This window comes from Gottfriedia solisilvae (assembly GCF_002128405.1).
Classification (GTDB): Bacteria; Bacillota; Bacilli; order Bacillales; family Bacillaceae_G; genus Gottfriedia; species Gottfriedia solisilvae.
In genome coordinates, this window is the sequence record NZ_NETJ01000001.1 from 796870 (window position 1) to 817559 (window position 20690).

Consider the following 20690-nt stretch of genomic DNA (forward strand, 5'->3'; position numbering starts at 1 on the left):
AAAGTTCGAGCAAATTTTCAAAAGATTATGATGACGCTTGTTCATCTTCTGCTGGTTTACTAACTAATACCTCTCTTGGTTTACTTCCTTCATAAGGACCAACGATTCCATTATCTTCCATAGCATCAATTAATCTCGCTGCTCTTGTGTAACCAATTCGAAATCTTCTTTGTAGTAAAGAAACTGATGCAGATTGCATATTTGTAACTAATTCAACTGCTTCATTATACAGGTCATCATCTACTTCAGTCTTTCCATCTTTCTCTTCTTTTACCATCATTTCCTCTTGGTATTGTGCTTTTTGCTGAGAAATTGTAAATTCTACAACACGCTCAACTTCATCATCTGATAAGAAAGCACCTTGTACACGAATTGGTTTGGAAGCTCCGATTGGTTGATAAAGCATATCTCCTCTACCTAAAAGCTTCTCAGCACCACCTGAATCTAAGATGGTTCTAGAATCTGTTTGTGAAGAAACACTAAAGGCGATTCGTGAAGGAATATTTGCTTTAATAACACCCGTAATAACATCAACTGATGGTCTTTGTGTTGCGATTATTAAATGAATACCAGCTGCTCGGGCCATTTGTGCTAAACGAGTTATTGAATCTTCAACATCACTTGAAGCTACCATCATTAAGTCTGCAAGCTCATCGACAATGACGACAATAAATGGTAATAAAGGTTGTTTCGCATCCAACATATTGTTATTTTGGCGTATTAATTCATTATAAGCCTCAATATTTCTAGTACCTGTATGTGAAAATAACTCATATCGTCTTTCCATTTCACTTACAACTTTTCGAAGTGCTTGAGATGCTTTTTTCGGATTTGTAACAACTGGTGTTAATAAATGTGGTATACCGTTATATACATTTAGTTCTACCATTTTTGGATCGATTAACATCAATTTTACTTCAGAAGGTTTTGCATTCATTAATATACTAACGATAATCCCATTAATACATACACTTTTCCCACTACCGGTTGCACCAGCTACTAGTAAATGTGGCATTTTATTAAGTTCTGCAAATACAGCTTCACCAGCAATATCTTTTCCAAGTGATACCGCCAAAGGATTTTGAAGTTTAGGATTTTTCGTTTCAAGAACTTCTCTAAGCAGTACTGTTGTTATGTTTGTATTAGGAACTTCAATGCCAACAGCCGATTTCCCAGGAATTGGGGCTTCTATTCGAATATCTTTCGCTGCTAGGGCAAGTGCCAAATCATCACTTAAATTAACAATTCTACTTACCTTTACACCCGCCTCAGGATATACTTCATACTTTGTAACTGCTGGGCCATGGTGAACCTTCGTTACATTGGCTTTTACCCCAAAACTTTGGAAGGTTCGTTCTAGCTTGTCCGCATTTTCTTTTAGCTTTGATTCATTTTCTCTCTTTTTAACACCTTTTGGAAATGCAAGTAAATCCATTGATGGTAATACATAATCTACTTTCTCATCCATCCCTACTTCTGCAACCGGAATATCGATAGAATTGTCATCGTCTTCGGTACTAGTAGAAGAATTGATAGTTGCAATTACTTGTTCATTTACATTAGGTTGATATGTAGGGGAATATTGAATTTGAATTTCCTTTGGTTCCTCAAGTACTTCCTCCTCGTAAATACCGGCAATTTCTATATCTCTATTGACCGTATTCGAGGGTTGGATCATTTCATCTTCTATTTGTTCTTGATTAGCTTTCCTTTTTTGTTTTGCAGCCGCTCTTCTACCTGACGTTTTAGGTTCACGCTCTCGCTTCCAAAAATTACGGAAATCTTTAAATATATCTGATATTACATTTCTAAGCTTTGGCACGATGTATTGATAAAGATACCCACCAAGTGGTTTCCCAGTAATAAATAAAATACCAGCTACAATTGCAATGACTCCAAATAATATAGCTCCAGTGCGATCAAATAGGAAATATAAAATAGCAAATAATATTGCACCAATCATTCCGCCACCAAGATCGACTGTACTAATTTGACCTTTTGCCTCAATCATAAATAAATCAAATGTACTCTTCAGAACAGATTGATCTTTAAATTGGTTACCTTTTGCTAGTAAATCAAATAGAGTAACATGACTAAACATCAGTATACTAAAGAAGATTAATAAGCCGCCCATCGTTATACTCGATATAAAAGGTGGCCTTTTTCGGTAGATAATACTATACGCAGATAAGCCGATAATAAATAGAAAACTTAACATATACCATTCACCGAAGAAAAATCGAAGGAATAGGACAAATGATTTCCCTACTATGCCTAGTTTTAATATTGTAATGATGGATAGTGCTATGAATAGTAGACCGCTAATCTCATACCATATTGATCCCGAACCACTAGTAGATTTTCGAGCTTTTGATTTTTGTTGTTTTTGTTTTGCCATGTATTTCACCCCCATCTAAGAATGCAGATTCGCCAAAGAAAGCAGCCATTTGGCTGCTTTCTTAAATTGAATTTATTATAACATATCAGAACATATGTTTACCATGTATTGTTAACATTTACCTTAAGTTGGTAGGATGACTATTCGTTGTCCTGGCTCATATTGCATATAATGCTCGGGATCTGTACTAACAATTCTTCTAATTTCGAAAGAACTGCCACCAACACTATCTACAAGCATTGGTACTCCGTTGTACTCCATATATTGCTGCTGAGTATATTCTTGTTGATCAATAGGATAAATAGATTCAAGTGGCATAATTGTATAAAGAATCAAAATGCATTCTCCTCTTTATTCGATTTTTCTTTTCTTTCATCTATTAATTCTTGAAGTTTTTGAATTGCTTGCCCAATACCACCAACATCGTCAATTAAACCATATTTCACAGCGTCTATACCTACTACATTAGAACCAATATCTCGTGTTAGATTTCCTTTTGTAAACATTAATTCTTTGAAACGCTCTTCAGTAATCTTTGAATGCTTTGTAACAAATCCAGTAACCCTTTCTTGCATCTTATCAAGATACTCGAATGTTTGAGGCACTCCGATCACAAGTCCAGTTAATCGAATAGGATGGATCGTCATCGTAGCTGTCTCAGCAATAAATGAATAGTCCGTACTAACAGCAATCGGAACCCCGATACTATGGCCTCCACCTAAAACAATTGAAACTGATGGTTTAGTTAAAGAAGCTACCATTTCTGAAATCGCAAGTCCAGCTTCAACATCACCTCCAACTGTATTTAAAACAATTAATAATCCTTCAATTTTTGGATTTTGCTCAATTGCAACCAATTGTGGAATTAAATGTTCGTATTTTGTTGTTTTATTTTGTGGTGGAAGTGCAACATGACCTTCAATTTGACCAATAATAGTTAAACAATGTATTTTTGAATCATTAGAAGTCGGTACATTTGTTTGACCAAGCTGCTGAATTTTTTCAACAATACTCATCTCTTTTTGATCATTTGGCTTTGAGGGTGATTCTTCGTTCGGGATTGGTGTTTCATTATTTGAATTTGACACAGGCGGTTCCCCCTATCATTTTTCATACATGTTAGTATGTGAAAATAAGAAGGAAAACATACATTCATTTGTAAAGAAGAGAAGCTTTTAATTAGCTTCTCTTTTTCATTTAAACTTCCATTAAAATTGGAAGTATCATAGGTCTACGCTTAGTTTCTTCATATAAATAAGCACTTAGTCCATCTCTTATTGAATTTTTTAACAGCGTCCATTCTATTTGATCATTTTGTAACATTCTTTCGGTAATGTCCTTAACCATTTCAGTTGATCTAGTAATAAGCTTTTCCGATTCTCTTACATAAACAAAACCTCTTGTGATAATTTCTGGACCTGATAGAATTAATCGTTTCTGCTTATTAAATGTGACAACAACTACTAGAATTCCGTCTTGTGAAAGAAGCTTGCGATCTCTCAATACGATATTGCCTACATCTCCAACACCGATTCCATCGATTAGCACATTGCCAACTTCAACTCTTTCAGTGCGATTAGCAAGTCCATTTTCAAATGATACAACGTCGCCTTTTTCAACGATAAATATATTTTCTTTCGGAATGCCAACTTCTTCAGCAATATGTCCATGTGCTTTTTGCATACGGTATTCACCATGTACCGGTAGGAAATATTGTGGTTTCATTAATTCTAGCATTAGTTTTAATTCTTCCTCATAACCATGACCTGATACATGAACTTTCTTATACCCGTATATTACATTCGCGCCAGCTCTAAATAGTAGATTTACTGATGAAGAGACAAGCATTTCATTTCCTGGGATTGGCGTTGCTGCCATTAATACTGTATCCCCTTTTCGAATAGATACTTGTTTATGTGTTCCTTTTGAAATTCGAGAAAGAGCTGACATCGGTTCACCTTGTGTACCAGTCGTTAAAATTACGACATCACTTTGTTTATAGTTATCTGTATCAACTACTGAAATAAATAAATCTTCAGGAATTGTTAAGTAATCTAATTCCTTCGCTAATTCTATTGATTTGACCATGCTACTACCTACAACTGCCAATTTTCGGTCTGCAGCTATACAAGCGTCAATAACTTGTTGAATGCGATAAATATTTGAAGAAAAACATGTGATAATTACTCTTCCTTTTGCATTCATAACTTCTTTTTTAATCTCTTCAGAAACTTTTTTCTCAGAACCAGAGAATCCTAGTCTTTCTGCATTTGTACTATCAGAAAGCAAGCATAGAACTCCTTTATTACCGATTAATGCTAGCTTCCCAATATCAGCGCCTTTGTAAGGGCTTTTCGATTGATCAAATTTAAAATCTCCAGTATATACAACAGAGCCTTGTGGTGTATCGATACAAATACCAAAAGAATCTGGAATACTATGTGTTGTACGGAAAAAGCGAATTGAACTTTGACCGAATTCAAATGAACTCTGCTCATCATAAAGTTCAAATTGATCCATATTTTTAATTCCTTTTTCACTTAACTTTTCTCGTATATATAAATATGCTAGTTTATTTGTATAAAATTTTACATTCGGAAGCCTTTTCATAATATAAGGAATAGCTCCAATATGATCTTCATGTCCGTGTGTGATAAAAACACCCACTAGTCTTTGAGCGTTTTTCTCTAAATAACTCACATCAGGTATGACATGATCAATTCCGTACATTTCTTGTTCAGGGAATTTAAGACCCGCATCAAGTACATAAATCGCTTCCCCTACTTCAACAACATACATATTTTTTCCGATTTCTCCAACCCCACCTAGGGCAAATACTTTTACTTGTTCATTTATTTCTTTAGCCACTACATGTTCCTCCTATTACATTTTAAATTTACAGACCGTTCAAAATCTTACAAACATTATATCCTAGTAGGAACATTGAAAACAAGATACATTCTTCCTTAAAAAGGAAAATAGACGTGTAAAATGAATGGCATAGATGACTAGAGAATAGATAGGTTTATTAAAATTTTTTCATTTTTTGACAATAAAAAAAACCATTTTTGAACAGCATTGCATGCTCAAAAATGGTTTGACATTTTATTAATTTTGTAATGCTTCTTCCAATTGGTTCATAAGTGAAGTTAATGTTGTGCGCTCAGCTTCTGTTAATGGAACAAGTGGTAAACGTACTCCACCAACATCTAAGCCTTTCATTTGTAAAGCGGTTTTAATTGGACTTGGGCTTGGAGCCATAAAGAAACCGTCAAATAACGGTAAAAGTTTACGGTGTAAAAATTGTGCTTGCTCCATATTTCCCGTAAAGAAGCTTTCAGCTAATAGTTGCATTTCATTTCCTAATACATGTGATGCTACCGATACAGTTCCTTTTGAACCGATTGCAAATGCTGGTAGTGTTAATCCGTCATCTCCACAATAAAGTTCAAAGTCCTCAGGTGTGCGGTCAATGATTTCAGTCATAACACCTAAATTACCTGTAGCATCTTTAATTGCAACAATATTTGGAACTTCTGCAAGTCTTACAACTGTATCTATTGCTAGATTTGCAACAGTTCTACCAGGCACATTGTATAACATCACAGGAAGTTCAGTACTTTCTGCTGCTGCTTTAAAGTGTTGGTATAGCCCTTCTTGATTTGGCTTATTGTAATATGGTACGACTACCATAATTGCATCTACACCAAGCTCAGTAACTTTTTTTGTTAGAGAAACAGTTGCTCTTGTATCATTACTGCCTGTTCCAGCAATTACTGGAATTCGGCCATCTACAACCGTAACAACGTGACGAATTAATGCTAATTTTTCTTCTGATGTTAATGTTGGAGATTCTCCCGTTGTACCACAAACTACGATTGAATCTGTGCCATTTTCAATTAAGTAATTCACTAGTTTTGTTGTTTTTGCGAAATCAATATTACCCTTTGAATCAAAAGGTGTTACCATCGCAGTTGAAATTTTACCAAATCTACTCATTTTCCCACTCCGATCAAATAATTAATCCATTTTTACCGAGCTAAGTTCAAATGCCTCATGTAAGGCAGTAACCGCTTCAATCATATCTTCATTTTTTACAAGTACCCAAATAGTTGTATGGCTATCAGCAGATTGAAGTATTTGAATGCCTTTTTCGGAAAGAGCTGTAACAATTTTTGATGTTACACCTGGCACTCCTGCAATTGCTGCACCAACGATTGATACCTTTGCACATCCAGTCGTATAAGAAGGCTCATAGCCTATTCCTTTTAATACATCGATTGCCTTAGTAGCAACCTCATCGCTAACAGTGTAAACAACACCATTTGGTGAAATATTTATAAAATCAACGCTAATACCTTTATTTGCCATTGCTTTAAATACTTGAGAATGCAAATCAAAAGTATGTTCTTTTGATGTTACACGAATTTGAGTAACATTAGGCACATGAGCAATCCCTGTAATTAATCGATCTTGAATATCTCCACCGATTAATTTTTGAGAAGGATTTGACGTTACAAGCGTACCTAGACTATTTGAGTATGTTGAACGAATTCGAATTGGTACTTTACCTTGCATTGCTATTTCAACCGCTCGTGGATGAATTACCTTTGCACCTTGATATGCCATATTGCATATTTCTGCATATGTTACGACAGATAAAGGACGTGCTTCTTTTACAATTCTTGGGTCAGCCGTCATTACACCTTCAACGTCTGTGAAAATTTCAATTGTTTCTGCCCCAACAGCAACACCAAGAGCTGAAGCAGAAGTATCACTTCCACCTCTACCCAAAGTTGTGATATCACCTTTAGTTGTAGCACCTTGGAAACCTGCAACAACTACAACATCGTAGTTTTCAAGCTCTTTAAGTAGGCGACCGCATTTCATATCTAATATTTTAGCATTTCCAAATTCATCATTTGTACGGAATCCCGCTGATGCACCTGTCATCGCAGTAGCATGAATTCCATTTTCATTTAATAAATTAGAAAATACAATAGAAGATATTGTTTCTCCACATGACATTAATAAGTCAAGTTCTCTTTGAGAAACCTTACTTCTTTTTGCTCCTACTAAGTTTAACAATGTATCAGTAGCATATGGTTCACCTTTTCGACCCATGGCTGACACAACTACTACTAACTTATAACCGTTTTCTAAAGCTTCTTTTATATGTTTAAGTGCGTGTGATCTACCATTCTCATCACGTACTGAAGTCCCACCAAATTTTTGGACTAAAATTTTCATCCTTGCACCTCTCTAGCTGTTTCTCACTAAATGATGCTTAATTCAATCAATTTTTCAGCAATTTGAACTGAATTCCAAGCAGCACCTTTTAATAAATTATCTGATACGATCCATAAATGGAATCCTAATGGATTGTCTAAATCTTTACGAATACGTCCAACAAATACATCATTACTTCCAATACTATAAAATGGCATTGGATAAAGTTGTTGATCCGGATCATCTTGAAGTACGATTCCAGGTGCATCGCTTAAAATTGTTTTAAGTTCTTCAACTGTAACCTCTTTATCTACTTCGATATATACTGACTCTGAATGCCCAGAAATAACTGGTAATCTTACACAAGTTGCGCTTATTTTTAATTCAGGTAAGTGCATGATTTTTTTTGTTTCATTTATCATTTTCATCTCTTCATAAGTATAACCATTCTCTGTAAAAACATCGATTTGAGGAATTGCATTAAATGCGATTTGATAATGCTTTTCTCCGCTTTTCACTGGTAATACAGAAGGAGTTGCTTCTTCGCCATTTAAAAACGCTTGTGCTTGCTCTTTTAATGCTTCAATTGCTGTTACACCTGCACCTGAAACTGCTTGGTATGTTGAAACAACAACTTTATTTAAACCGATTGTTTGACGAATAGGTTCAAGTGCAACTACCATTTGAATTGTAGAACAGTTCGGATTTGCAATAATTCCTTTATGGTTAAATAAATCTTTATCATTCACTTCAGGTACTACTAAAGGAACATCTTCAGCCATTCTAAATGCACTAGTGTTATCTACAACGACTGCACCTCTTTTAACAGCTTCATGAGCAAGTTCTTTTGACACAGAACCACCTGCACTAAATAAAGCAATATCAACACCTTCAAACGCGTCTGGAGTCGCTTCTTGTACAATAACTTCTTGACCTTTGTAATATAAAGTCGTCCCAGCAGAACGTTTTGAAGATAAATATTTAATTTCTTTTACCGGAAAGTCTCTTTTTTCTAAAGTAGCAATCATTTGTTGACCTACTGCACCAGTAGCTCCGACTACAGCTACAACATAATTTTGTTTATTTCCCACAATTTGCACCTTCCCTATTTCTAACTTTTATTAAATAGTTTACGCGATTTTTAGTGATATTTCAAAGCTTTTAGTTTGGACATTTCTATTCATAGGAACGAGTATGTATCACAAGACACATACTCAATTTTCTTCATTCTAACATAGAAAAAATAAATCGGAGTTATTTTTTCTAAATTTATTATTGCAAATCGCGATATTTTTCTACTAAAACAGGTTGAAGCTGCTTTCCTTCAATCGAAGCTTTAACTGTTTCAAGTAAAGATTCCATTCTTGCCACTAATGAGTTCGGTTTTTTAACCGGATCATCTTGCCCAAATGGGATAAAATAAATATTTTTCGTACTCATTAAACGCATTAAATTCGTGCCATTTAAACCTAAAGCATCATTTGTAGAAATACCTAATACAACAGGCTTACCATTTCTTAATGTTGCTTTAGCTGCCATAAGTACTGGAGAATCAGTTTGAGCGTTTGCGAATTTACTCATTGAATTTCCAGTTAAAGGTGCAATTACCATACAGTCTAATTGAACTTTAGGTCCAAATGGTTCTGCGCCAACAATTGAATCCACTGTTTTACGACCAGTGATTTCTTCAATTTTCTCAATCCAGTCTTCTCCTACACCAAATCTTGTTGTTGTACTTTTTACAGTAAATGTAACGACTGGATATACGTCAGCTCCATCATCAACAAGTTTTTGAATTTGTGGAACGACCTCTTCATACGTACAATGTGAACCAGTAATTCCGAAACCAACCTTTTTACCTTTAAGCGACATTACGGTTGCTCCTTTCTTTTTTCAAGATCATCTCTTAAAAGCTGTGTTAATACATTTCCAATAATTTGACCAGCTGTTTTAGGAGCAACGATTCCTGGTAAGCCTGGTGCTAATAATGCTTTAATTCCTCTTTTTTCTGCATAACGAAAATCCGTGCCTCCAGGCTTTGATGCTAGATCAATAATGAGTGCATGTGGTTGTAGTTTTGAAATCACACTAGCTGTTACGATTAAAGTTGGCACTGTATTAATTACAACATCAACATCTTTAAGGGATTCTTCGATATTTTTAAATTCAAATGCCTCTAATCCCATCTCTACAATTCTTGCAATATGTTCAGATCTACGAGCTCCAACTTTTACTTTCGCACCTAAACTATGAAATGTGCGAGCAACACTCATTCCAGTACGACCTAACCCTAAGACAGCGACTTTTGAATTATGAATCGTATATTCCGTATGTTGAATAACCATCATAATCGTTCCTTCAACAGTCGGAATACTGTTATAAATAGCTACATCATCTCTTTCAAACAATTTCACAAGTTTACGATTAGAGGCTGCTATGATACCGTCTAGATAACTATTACTAATACCAGAGTAAATCGTACAATGTTCTGGTGTACTATCAAGAATCTCTTTGGTCAAAACAACTTTTTCATTTGAAAAAATTGTATCGACGACTCCTTCAATATTTGTACCAGGTACAGGTAATAAGATTGCATCTAAATCTTCAAAACTTGCATCAGCGATTAACTCTTTTGATGCACTAGTAAATCCACTATCTAATTGTTCAAAACCAATTAATGTTACTTTTGCGTCTAACTCTGTTAACTTCCGAATAACTTCCAGCTGTCTGGCATCTCCGCCTAAAACAGCTATATGCAAGCCAGTTAACATGCAGCATTCACCTTCTTTACTTCACTTTGGTAAATGGAAATGAATATAATTAAGGCGGGACTACCGCCTAACATCTTTCTCCTAAATATCTTATGAATTTCCTTTCTCATTGGTGAAAAGAAATATAAAAAGAAGACCTTCATTCTTTGAAGGTCCCGCTTGCTTACGTCCTTGCTTCCCTTGCTTGTGGTGCTCATTACCCTTTAGGGTAACTTCTGCGCCTCGAAAGACAAGCGTTTTCAATTTAGTCTCAATCTCACTTTTTATACTTTGTAAAAAATAGAGAGGACCCTCATAAATGAAGGTCCTCTCTTAATCAAATTCTTATTTAATGCTAGTCGGCATGATCCCATCAGGGCTTACAAGTGAAACTGCATAGTCATCTGTAAAGACAAATCGCGCGATATCATTAACATTCGAAATTGTTACTCCGTCTATTAATTGAATAATTTCATCTAAAGAGCGATGTTCGCCAAGCATTAATTCATTTTTACCATTTCGGCTCATTCTGCTATTTGTACTTTCTAAGCCCAACATTAAATTCCCTTTTAATTGTTCTTTACAATTCAACAGCTCTTTTTCTGAAATGCCATCAACTGTTAAGATCTTTAATGTTTCTTGAATTGTTTCAAATAGCTGGTTTAGTTGACTTTTGCCTGTACCGGCATAAATAGCAACCATTCCACTATCTTGATATGCAGAATGGTAAGAGAATACAGAATACGCAAGTCCTCTTTGTTCACGTACATCCTGGAATAAGCGACTACTCATACTGCCACCAAGAATATTATTTAATGTGATTAATGGATATAATTCGTCATGACCAATTTCTAAGCCTCTGTAACCAACACATAGATGTGCTTGCTCTGTTTCCTTCTTACGCGCAATTTTGCCATAGTGTAAAGTTGGTACACCAAAAGTGATTTCTTTCTTTTTACCTTCGTAATTTCCAAATAAATTTTCTACTCGGCTAACAAAAGAATCATCAATATTACCAGCTATGGAAACTACAACTTGATCAGGCGTATAAAAATCCTTCATATATTGGCGTAATGTATCACCATTAAATGATTTTAACGTTTCTTCAGTTCCAAGAATTGGAGATCCTAGTGGATGTTTCTCGTACATAACTTTACTTAATAGATCATGTACTAAATCATCTGGCGTATCATCATACATTTTTATTTCTTCTAATACTACATTTTTTTCCTTTTCTAATTCGCCTTCATCAAAAGTTGAATTGAAAAACATATCTCCTAATACATCTAAAGCATAATCAGCGTGAGTATCTAAAACCTTAGCATAATAGCAAGTATATTCCTTAGATGTAAAGGCATTTACTTGTCCACCAATTGAATCAAAGCTTTCTGCAATTTCTTTTGCACTTTTTGTCGTTGTACCTTTAAAAAACATATGCTCAAGAAAATGTGAAACACCATTTAATTCTGGGACTTCATTTGTAGAACCAGTTTTGATCCATATACCAATTGCAACTGAACGAACAGTTGGAATATTTTCTAAAACAACTCTAACACCATTTTTACAAGTATGTCGTACTATCATGTATTGCCTCCTATGTATGCACCGTCATTTACAATTGTAATAAATTGAAAAAATTTACTATATTTTACAATCATCTTAACAAAGCTGACATAAAAAGTCATTTTTTTTCAACATTTTTAATGGTGTCGTATCTTTTTTCGTCTAATAATGTTGAAATATTGACAACTTTCCTACCTGATGCCTCTATTTTTGTTAATAGCTCATCAAGTGATTCGGCAGTTGGAGCAGTTGGATGCATTAGGACAATTGTCCCGTTTTCTACTTTTTTCATAACTCGATTAATTAATACTTCTTTTGGCGGTTTCTGCCAATCAATTGTATCAGCTGTCCACATGATTGTACCTAGACCTAGTTTTGAAGCTATATTTACGACCTCGTCTCGAAAACTACCACTAGGTGGAGCAAACCATTCAACTTTTTGATCTGTAATTGCTAAAATGACTGAATTGGTTTTTTGTATTTCATTTGATATCGCATTAGTACCTAATCTTGCCATATCAGGGTGGGTATAAGAATGATTTCCTACTTCTTGTTTTGCAGCAGTTATTAATTGTGCTACGGTTGGATTTTCCTTTACCCATCGTCCTTCTAAGAAAAATGTTGCTTCTGCGTTATGTTTTTTTAGAACTTCAAGCATCCGTGGAATATATTCATTCCCCCATGCTACGTTTATTGCAAATGCAACTAAAGGTTTCTCAGGATTTCCTCTATAAACAGGTGATGGAGGTAAATCTCGCAAATGAACTTTCGGGGAAGTCTCTTTAAATACTAATTGCTTCTCGTTAAACTCCCCTTTTTTCTTCATTTTCTGATAAGAGCTTTCAATATCCACTGATAAGCCATTATAACCTGGAATAGCCTTCCATACTCGATCGATATATGCGTCTTTAGGTGCGATTTCATATGTAGGTGCCTTTGTTTTGATTTCTTCATATAAAGCATCAGAATGGCCTGCTACATAAGAAGAATTCTTTGTTAATACTGAAACATAACGATTAGTATATTGATTATTGACAACAAAAAAAGCAATAATCATAGCGATTGACAATGCAAATACTTTCAACTTACCTCTACTCATTTCCGGACGCCCTCCTACTAGAAGGAATATGATTTTTTTAAAGAAAATAGAACAAGCTTTCTACTAAATTATGTAACAAGATCATTCAACTTAAGCATGATACACATTAATTGGATGAAGATGTTTCACTTTATACTTTAGTGTAACCAAAAAAAAGTCAGGCACTCATAGGAATTTTCCTATTTATACCTGACTTTTTTTATTTTGTTCTTATTGTTGTTCAGCTTTTTCTTTTTGTTCTTTTAATACTGCTTTGCGAGATAAGTTTACTCGTCCTTGCTTATCGATTTCAGTAACCTTAACAAGGAATTCATCGCCAAGTGCAATAACATCTTCAACTTTACCTACACGCTCTTCAGCAAGTTCAGAAATGTGAACAAGACCATCTTTACCAGCAAAGATTTCAACGAAAGCTCCGAATTTTTCAATTCGTTTTACTTTACCCATGTAAAGTTGTCCAACTTCAACTTCTCGAACAAGGTCTTCAATAATTTGTTTAGCACGTTCGTTCATTGGTTGATCAACAGATGAGATAAAGACTGTTCCATCTTGTTCGATGTCAATTTTAACACCAGTTTCTTCAATAATTTTATTGATTTGCTTACCACCAGGTCCAATTACATCTTTAATTTTATCTGGTTTAATTGACATCATTAAAATTTTAGGTGCGAATTCTGATAAATCTTTTCTTGGTTCACTGATTGTTGCAATCATTGAATCTAGAATTTGCATACGACCAATTTTTGCTTGATCTAATGCTTCTTTTAGAATTTGTCTAGATAAACCTTCAATTTTAATATCCATTTGAAGAGCAGTTACACCTTTAGAAGTACCGGCTACTTTAAAGTCCATATCTCCTAAATGATCTTCCATCCCTTGAATATCAGTTAAAACTGAATAATATTCACCAGATTTAATTAATCCCATCGCAATACCAGCTACAGGTGCTTTAATTGGTACACCAGCGTCCATCATTGCTAAAGTACTTGCACAAATACTTGCTTGTGAAGTAGAACCATTTGATTCAAGTACTTCAGAAACAAGTCGAATTGTATAAGGGAAATCTTTCTGATCAGGTAGACTTGGCTCAAGAGCTTTTTCGCCTAATGCACCATGCCCAATTTCACGACGACCAGGACCACGGATTGGACCAGTTTCACCAACACTAAATAATGGGAAATTATAATGATGCATAAAACGTTTAGATTCTTCAATTCCTAATCCATCAAGAATTTGAACATCACCAAGCGCTCCTAAAGTACAAATACTTAGGGCCTGAGTTTGTCCACGTGTAAATAGACCAGAACCATGTGTACGAGGTAGAAGTCCCACTTGTGAAGATAATGGACGAATTTCGTCTAACTTTCTTCCATCTGGACGTACTTTTTCAACAGTTATTAAGCGACGTACTTCCTCTTTAACAAGTTTAGAAAGAATTTCTTTAACTTGTCCAATCGTTTCTTCATCTGCTTCTTTTTCTTCAAACTCTGCAATTACTCGATTTTTCACTTCTGTAATTGCTTCTTCACGTGCATGTTTTTCATGAACTTGAATTGCAGAATTTAATTCTGCTTCACAAAGGTCACGAACTTGTTTTTCTATTTCAGCATCTAATTGATGAAGTTTTACTTCAGATTTTTCTTTACCTACTTGAGCTGCAATTTCTTCTTGGAAAGCAATTAATTTCTTAATTTCTTCATGTCCAAACATAATCGCTTCTAACATTACATCTTCTGGTACTTCATTAGCACTAGCTTCAACCATGTTAATTGCATCTTTTGTTCCAGCTACTGTCAAGTTAATATCACTTTCTTCAGCTTGTTCAACAGATGGGTTAATCACAAATTCTCCATTAATACGGCCAACGACTGCACCTGCAATTGGGCCATTAAATGGAATATCTGATACTGATAAAGCTAATGAACTACCGAACATTGCAGCCATTTCTGAAGAACAGTTTTGATCAACACTCATTACCATGCTGATTACTTGAACCTCATTACGGAAACCATCTGCAAATAGTGGTCGAATTGGACGGTCAATTAATCGACTTGCTAAGATTGCTTTTTCACTTGGTCTACCTTCACGTTTGATAAATCCACCAGGAATTTTACCTACTGCATATAAACGCTCTTCATAGTTTACAGTTAATGGGAAAAAGCTAAGGTTTTTTGGTTCTTTTGAGGCAGTTACAGTTGATAGAACGACTGTATCACCGTATCTAACTAATACTGCTCCATTAGCTTGTTTTGCTAGTTGGCCTACTTCTACTGTAAGTGGTTTACCAGCAAGCTCTGTGGAAAAAACGTGCTTTTGTTGTTCCATATGGTATAAATACCCCTCTCTAAATGACAATTCATTGTACATACCTTGAATTATGTAAAAATCTTCATATTACCTATTATCTCCTATGTTTAGTAAAGAAATCAACTAACGATAAAGAGATTAAAATATTTCTTAATAAAATTAACGATATGTATAAGAAAAAGCGGGAAGTAATCCCGCTTTTCCTAGAAGTATCTGATTAGTACTCGAAATTAACGACGTAAACCTAATTTAGTAATTAATTCACGGTAACGAGTAATATCTTTGTTACGTAAGTAGTTAAGTAAGTTACGACGCTTACCAACCATTTTTAATAAACCACGACGAGAGTGGTGATCTTTTTTGTGAGTACGTAAGTGCCCATTTAAAGAGTTGATGTTTTCTGTTAAAACTGCAATTTGAACTTCTGGAGAACCAGTATCGTTTGCATGAGTTTTGTAAGTGCTGATAATTTCGTTTTTACGTTCTTGAGTTAATGCCATGTTTTTTCACCTCATAAAATTATTGTTGAACACCTATTACCTAGCAGTCGTCGGTGAATATCGATTAGCCAAGCAACGGTTTTTCAAATACGTTGTTAAGTGTACTATGTTTTCATACTAAAAGCAAGTACCTAGTTAATCTCTTTAAAATAACTAATGACTGTTTCGCGATCTTTATGAAGTTGTTCAATTAGTTCATTTATTCCATTAAACTTCTTCTCATCACGAATTCTTGTAAACCAAAAAATCTCAACTTCTTTTCCATAAATATCTTCATTAAAATTAAAAATATTAACTTCAATCGTTTGTTTTTGGAATTCATGATAAAATGTCGGTTTGTAACCAATATTACACATACCTTCATATAATTCGCCGTTTACGATACATTTTACTGCATAAACGCCAACTGATGGCAATGCATATGGTACTGACACGGAAATATTTGCTGTCGGGAATCCAATTGTTCTTCCCCTCTTATCACCATCAACGACAGTTCCAATGATTTGATACTGTCTTCCAAGTAATCGAGCAGCTTCATCCATCTCTCCATCTTTTATCGCTTGACGAATTCTTGATGAACTTACTTTCTCATCATCTATATCAAATTTTGAAACTGTTGTTTGTAAGAACTCATTGCGAGAATGAAATGGTAGTGATTCCATCGTACCTTTACCATATTTTCCGAATGAAAAATCGAATCCAGCGACAACATGTTTCGCATTTAATGCAATAATATATTGATCAACAAATTCCTGGGGTAAGAGATTTGCAAATTCCTCTGTAAATTGAACAATAAATAATTGGTCAACACCAAGTTTTTCCATCCACTTCACTTTTAGTTCCAAAGGCGTCAAATAAGAAATCGACTCATCTCGATTTCCAAGAATCGCTGAAGGATGTGGATCAAATGTCATAACTGATAATAATAATCCTTTTTCATCCGCAATTTCTTTGGCAGTTTTAATGACTTGTTGATGCCCTTTATGTACACCATCAAAAAAGCCAAGTGCTAAGACCGTTTCTTTGCAATCTACTTTTTTTATCGAATGAGGATGGGTGATTTTTATTAATTTCGTCATTTTTATCACCTTCTATATTCAAGTCTCTTTCCCCATTATAGAACAATGGCTAAAAATTATATAGTTTTTTCTATTGATTATGAAATACTCTTGTAGGTTTGATCATATTTGGATTTTTCGGATTCGGACTATACATCGCAATCACACGTTCATTTTCATTGTATACAGCGATAAATTCTTCTTCCTTTACATTCATTTCATTTTTAAATTGACTTCCATTAAATACCTTTGCTTCATCTTCTTTATTCACGTTTAGTCGTGGGTAATCACTTAAAGCTTGTTCCATTGAAAGCATGACCTGGTCTAATGTACCTTCTACCGCTTTTTCTTCAAGCTCTTCAAACGTAACACAATCATTAATAGTGAATGCGCCAGCTTTTGTTCTAGTTAGATATGACATATGTGCTGGATACCCTAATATTTCTCCCATTTGCACTGCTAATGTTCGAATATATGTGCCTTTACTACAAAACACTTCAAATTTAAATGAAATTGTTTCGCCCTCAAATAACTCTCGATCATCAAGTAAAGATAATTCATAAATTGTAATCGTTCTAGTTGGACGCTCTACTTCAATACCCGCTCTGGCGTATTCATAAAGTTTTTTACCATTTACTTTAACCGCCGAGTACATTGGAGGTGTTTGCTGAATTTCACCTGTTAGCTTGTTAAAAACATCTAATATTTCTTTGCGAGTGATGGTTCGATCCACTTTCTTCTCTTCAATTACTTCACCATGTGCATCTTCTGTAGCCGTAGAAAATCCTAAAGTAATTTCACCGATATATTTTTTGCGATCATCCGTTAAATACGGTATTAATTTTGTGGCTTCACCGACACAAATTGGTAAAACGCCAGTAACTTCTGGATCAAGTGTACCAGTATGTCCAACTTTTTTTGTTTTTAATATTTTTCTTATTTTAAACACACAATCATGAGACGTAAGTCCAGTAGGTTTGTTAAGTGCAATGACACCATTCATGTTTATCACCTTATTAATCATTTTATGTATTGCAGAAAAATGGATAGACGAAGTATCGCCTATCCATTTCATCTAGTACTATTATTGATTTTCTTTGTTAATTTGAGTTAACAATGATTCAATTCGGTTACCATAATCCACTGATTCATCAAATTCAAAAATTAATTCAGGCGTCTTACGTAAACGAATACGCTGACCAATTTCAGAACGAATAAATCCTTTTGCTTTTGCTAATCCAATTAATGTATTTTGACGTTGTTCATCGTCACCTAATACAGAAATATAGACTTTAGCTTGTTGAAGATCTCCTGTTACTTGAACATCAGTAACTGTTACGAAACCAATTCTGGGATCTTTTATCTTTCTACCGATAATTTCACCAAGTTCTTTCTTCATTTGTTCCCCAACACGATGTGCTCTAACTTTCATACTTTCACCTCTATCTTACAAAGCAAAACATTTCTGGCTTACATACATTAGTTTAACTAAATGTATTCGATATTATTTATTATACTCAACCAATCCATCTTTTTACAGAATGGTTCGGTATTTGTCTTATTCTTGTCGGAGCTGAACGAGCTTGCTCCGCTTTTCGTTTTTATCGTTTAATTTCTTCCATTACGTAGGCTTCGATGATGTCGCCTTCTTTAATGTCATTGTACTTTTCGATTGTAATACCACATTCGTAGTTCGTTGCAACTTCTTTCACGTCATCTTTGAAACGTTTAAGCGTGTCTAGTTGACCTTCAAATACAACAATACCATCACGGATTAGACGTACTCCACTATCGCGAGTAATTTTACCATCGATTACGTAACAACCAGCAATTGTTCCAACTTTAGATACTTTGAATACTTGTCGAACTTCAGCTTGACCAATAACTTTCTCTTCAAACTCAGGGTCCAACATACCTTTCATAGCAGCTTCGATTTCTTCAATTGCTTTGTAAATGATGCGGTGTAGACGAATATCTACATTTTCTAAGTCCGCAGTACGTTTTGCATTTACATCTGGACGTACGTTAAATCCAATAATAATAGCATTTGATGCAGATGCTAAAATAACATCAGATTCAGTGATTGCACCAGCGCCAGTGTGAATGATTTTAACTTTAACGCCTTCAACTTCAATTTTTTGTAGAGATGCAGCCATTGCTTCTACAGAACCTTGAACGTCAGCTTTAACAATTAAATTAATTTCTTTTACATTACCTTCTTGAATTTGTGCAAATAAATCTTCAAGTGATAATTTTGAGCTTTCACTTCTTTGTTCAAGAACTGCTTTAGATGCACGAGCTTCCCCAACTTGACGAGCACGTTTTTCATCAGCAAATACCATAAAGCGGTCACCTGCTTGAGGTACTTCATTTAATCCTGTAATTTCAACAGGAGTAGATGGACCAGCTTCTTTAATACGACGACCTAAATCATTTACCATTGCACGTACACGTCCAAATGATGTACCAACTACGATTGGGTCACCAACTTTTAATGTTCCATTTTGAACTAAAAGTGTAGCTACAGAACCTTTACCTTTATCTAACTCAGCCTCGATTACAGTACCAACTGCTTTACGAGTATCGTTTGCTTTATATTCTTCTACTTCACTTACTAGAAGAATCATTTCTAATAATTGATCTACACCTTCACCGTTTAATGCAGAGATTGGAACGAAGATTGTGTCTCCACCCCATGCTTCAGAAACTAAACCATATTCAGTTAGTTCTTGCATTACGCGATCAGGATTTGCTGCTTCTTTATCCATTTTATTAACTGCAATAATAATTGGTACTTCTGCCGCTTTTGCGTGGTTAATTGCTTCCACTGTTTGAGGCATAACACCGTCATCAGCAGCTACAACAATAATTGTGATATCAGTTACTTGAGCTCCACGAGCACGCATCGTTGTAAATGCAGCGTGACCTGGTGTATCTAAGAAAGTAATTTTCTTACCTTCAATGTCAACTTGGTATGCACCAATATGCTGAGTGATACCACCTGCTTCACCAGCAGTTACTTTTGATTTACGGATATAGTCAAGTAATGTCGTTTTACCATGGTCAACGTGACCCATAATTGTTACAACAGGAGGACGTTCTGATAATTGAGACTCATCATCTTCCTCATCAATAAAGCTTTCGAAATCAGAATCGTCAACAATAACTTCTTCCTCTACTTCAACACCATAATCACTAGCTAGTAATTCAATCGTGTCTTTATCAAGGTCTTGATTAATTGTTGCCATAATTCCAAGTAAAAATAATTTTTTAATTAATTCAGATGGTTCTTTACCTAATTTTTTTGCAAGCTCAGATACTTTTAAAGAACCTGAGAAAACGATTTTATTTGAATTGTTCTCAGTTGAGTTGTTTTTATGATTCATATTTTGGTTGCCTTTCTTATTCCCATTCGTTTGTCGATCTTCATTTTGACTGCTTTGCTTTTGGCTATCAGTCTTTTTCTTTTTATTACTGTTCTTTTTTGATTTCACTTTTGTGTCTTCTAGTTGGTAGTCTACTTCAATATCAAGTTCATCACTTGTTTCAAAATTTAACGCAGGTATTACCTTAATAGAAGGTTTTGATGCTGCTTTTTGGGGTTGTTTTACCTCTACAGACTTTGGTTGAAAACTACTATTTAATTTTTCAACAATATCCTCAGCAATTGTGGCCATATGATTTTTTACTTCTATTTTTAAATCCTTGAGTCTTTCAATAATTTCTTTACTTGAAACATTTTGCTTTTTAGCATACTCATAAATTCTAATTTTCGTCATACGTTCA

General features: G+C 34.7%; 17 protein-coding genes. All 17 read right to left on the minus strand.

Annotated features, from left to right (window positions below):
- Positions 1–25: 25 nt before the first annotated feature.
- Positions 26–2398, minus strand: coding sequence for a DNA translocase FtsK (locus CAB05_RS03890; RefSeq protein WP_087998493.1), 2373 nt, complete (start codon positions 2396–2398; stop codon positions 26–28).
- Positions 2399–2521: 123 nt separating this feature from the next.
- Positions 2522–2734, minus strand: coding sequence for a YlzJ-like family protein (locus CAB05_RS03895; protein ID WP_087998494.1), 213 nt, complete (start codon positions 2732–2734; stop codon positions 2522–2524).
- The gene (locus tag CAB05_RS03900) at positions 2731–3414 is read right to left on the minus strand and encodes a ClpP family protease (protein ID WP_087998615.1); all 684 of its coding nucleotides are present in this window, start codon (positions 3412–3414) and stop codon (positions 2731–2733) included. The genes CAB05_RS03895 and CAB05_RS03900 overlap by 4 nt, the downstream gene beginning before the upstream one ends.
- Positions 3415–3595: 181 nt before the next feature.
- A complete protein-coding gene (locus tag CAB05_RS03905) occupies positions 3596–5266 on the minus strand; it encodes a ribonuclease J (RefSeq protein WP_087998495.1) in 1671 nt (556 codons plus the stop codon).
- Positions 5267–5506: 240 nt separating this feature from the next.
- Positions 5507–6397, minus strand: a complete 891-nt coding sequence (gene dapA, locus CAB05_RS03910) for a 4-hydroxy-tetrahydrodipicolinate synthase (RefSeq protein ID WP_087998496.1) — start codon at positions 6395–6397, stop codon at positions 5507–5509.
- A gap of 21 nt (positions 6398–6418) precedes the next feature.
- Positions 6419–7648, minus strand: a complete 1230-nt coding sequence (dapG, locus tag CAB05_RS03915) for an aspartate kinase (RefSeq protein WP_087998497.1) — start codon at positions 7646–7648, stop codon at positions 6419–6421.
- Positions 7649–7674: 26 nt separating this feature from the next.
- Positions 7675–8718 (minus strand): aspartate-semialdehyde dehydrogenase, encoded by a 1044-nt coding sequence (asd, locus tag CAB05_RS03920; protein WP_142283046.1) that lies wholly within the window; start codon positions 8716–8718, stop codon positions 7675–7677.
- Positions 8719–8899: 181 nt separating this feature from the next.
- Entirely contained in the window at positions 8900–9499 is a 600-nt protein-coding gene (gene dpaB / locus CAB05_RS03925; protein WP_087998498.1) for a dipicolinate synthase subunit B, read from the minus strand.
- Positions 9499–10398, minus strand: a complete 900-nt coding sequence (dpaA, locus tag CAB05_RS03930) for a dipicolinic acid synthetase subunit A (RefSeq protein WP_087998499.1) — start codon at positions 10396–10398, stop codon at positions 9499–9501. The genes dpaB and dpaA overlap by 1 nt, the downstream gene beginning before the upstream one ends.
- A 324-nt stretch (positions 10399–10722) precedes the next feature.
- Entirely contained in the window at positions 10723–11961 is a 1239-nt protein-coding gene (locus tag CAB05_RS03935) for a M16 family metallopeptidase (RefSeq protein WP_087998500.1), read from the minus strand.
- A gap of 97 nt (positions 11962–12058) precedes the next feature.
- Positions 12059–12997, minus strand: a complete 939-nt coding sequence (locus CAB05_RS03940; protein ID WP_371870398.1) for a polysaccharide deacetylase family protein — start codon at positions 12995–12997, stop codon at positions 12059–12061.
- 252 nt (positions 12998–13249) lie between these two features.
- Positions 13250–15364 carry a polyribonucleotide nucleotidyltransferase gene (pnp, locus tag CAB05_RS03945; RefSeq protein ID WP_087998502.1) on the minus strand — a complete coding sequence of 705 codons (2115 nt, stop codon included), beginning with the start codon at positions 15362–15364 and terminating at the stop codon, positions 13250–13252.
- A gap of 212 nt (positions 15365–15576) precedes the next feature.
- Positions 15577–15846, minus strand: a complete 270-nt coding sequence (gene rpsO / locus CAB05_RS03950) for a 30S ribosomal protein S15 (protein WP_087998503.1) — start codon at positions 15844–15846, stop codon at positions 15577–15579.
- A gap of 131 nt (positions 15847–15977) precedes the next feature.
- Positions 15978–16925 carry a bifunctional riboflavin kinase/FAD synthetase gene (gene ribF / locus CAB05_RS03955; RefSeq protein WP_087998504.1) on the minus strand — a complete coding sequence of 316 codons (948 nt, stop codon included), beginning with the start codon at positions 16923–16925 and terminating at the stop codon, positions 15978–15980.
- A 70-nt stretch (positions 16926–16995) separates the two neighbouring features.
- Positions 16996–17907, minus strand: a complete 912-nt coding sequence (truB, locus tag CAB05_RS03960; protein ID WP_087998505.1) for a tRNA pseudouridine(55) synthase TruB — start codon at positions 17905–17907, stop codon at positions 16996–16998.
- 81 nt (positions 17908–17988) lie between these two features.
- A complete protein-coding gene (gene rbfA, locus CAB05_RS03965) occupies positions 17989–18336 on the minus strand; it encodes a 30S ribosome-binding factor RbfA (RefSeq protein ID WP_087998506.1) in 348 nt (115 codons plus the stop codon).
- Between the two features lie 169 nt (positions 18337–18505).
- Positions 18506–20683, minus strand: a complete 2178-nt coding sequence (gene infB, locus CAB05_RS03970) for a translation initiation factor IF-2 (RefSeq protein WP_087998507.1) — start codon at positions 20681–20683, stop codon at positions 18506–18508.
- Positions 20684–20690 lie beyond the last annotated feature (7 nt).

Bases quoted from the DNA above. Each gene is read 5' to 3' on its own strand.
- CAB05_RS03890 (WP_087998493.1), bottom strand. From the start codon at position 2,398: ATGGCAAAACAAAAACAACAAAAATCAAAAGCTCGAAAATCTACTAGT.
- CAB05_RS03900 (WP_087998615.1), bottom strand. From the start codon at position 3,414: ATGAGTATTGTTGAAAAAATTCAGCAGCTTGGTCAAACAAATGTACCG.
- dapA (WP_087998496.1), bottom strand. From the start codon at position 6,397: ATGAGTAGATTTGGTAAAATTTCAACTGCGATGGTAACACCTTTTGAT.
- dapG (WP_087998497.1), bottom strand. From the start codon at position 7,648: ATGAAAATTTTAGTCCAAAAATTTGGTGGGACTTCAGTACGTGATGAG.
- dpaB (WP_087998498.1), bottom strand. From the start codon at position 9,499: ATGTCGCTTAAAGGTAAAAAGGTTGGTTTCGGAATTACTGGTTCACAT.
- dpaA (WP_087998499.1), bottom strand. From the start codon at position 10,398: ATGTTAACTGGCTTGCATATAGCTGTTTTAGGCGGAGATGCCAGACAG.
- CAB05_RS03935 (WP_087998500.1), bottom strand. From the start codon at position 11,961: ATGATAGTACGACATACTTGTAAAAATGGTGTTAGAGTTGTTTTAGAA.
- CAB05_RS03940 (WP_371870398.1), bottom strand. From the start codon at position 12,997: ATGATTATTGCTTTTTTTGTTGTCAATAATCAATATACTAATCGTTAT.
- pnp (WP_087998502.1), bottom strand. From the start codon at position 15,364: ATGGAACAACAAAAGCACGTTTTTTCCACAGAGCTTGCTGGTAAACCA.
- rpsO (WP_087998503.1), bottom strand. From the start codon at position 15,846: ATGGCATTAACTCAAGAACGTAAAAACGAAATTATCAGCACTTACAAA.
- ribF (WP_087998504.1), bottom strand. From the start codon at position 16,925: ATGACGAAATTAATAAAAATCACCCATCCTCATTCGATAAAAAAAGTA.
- truB (WP_087998505.1), bottom strand. From the start codon at position 17,907: ATGAATGGTGTCATTGCACTTAACAAACCTACTGGACTTACGTCTCAT.
- rbfA (WP_087998506.1), bottom strand. From the start codon at position 18,336: ATGAAAGTTAGAGCACATCGTGTTGGGGAACAAATGAAGAAAGAACTT.
- infB (WP_087998507.1), bottom strand. From the start codon at position 20,683: ATGACGAAAATTAGAATTTATGAGTATGCTAAAAAGCAAAATGTTTCA.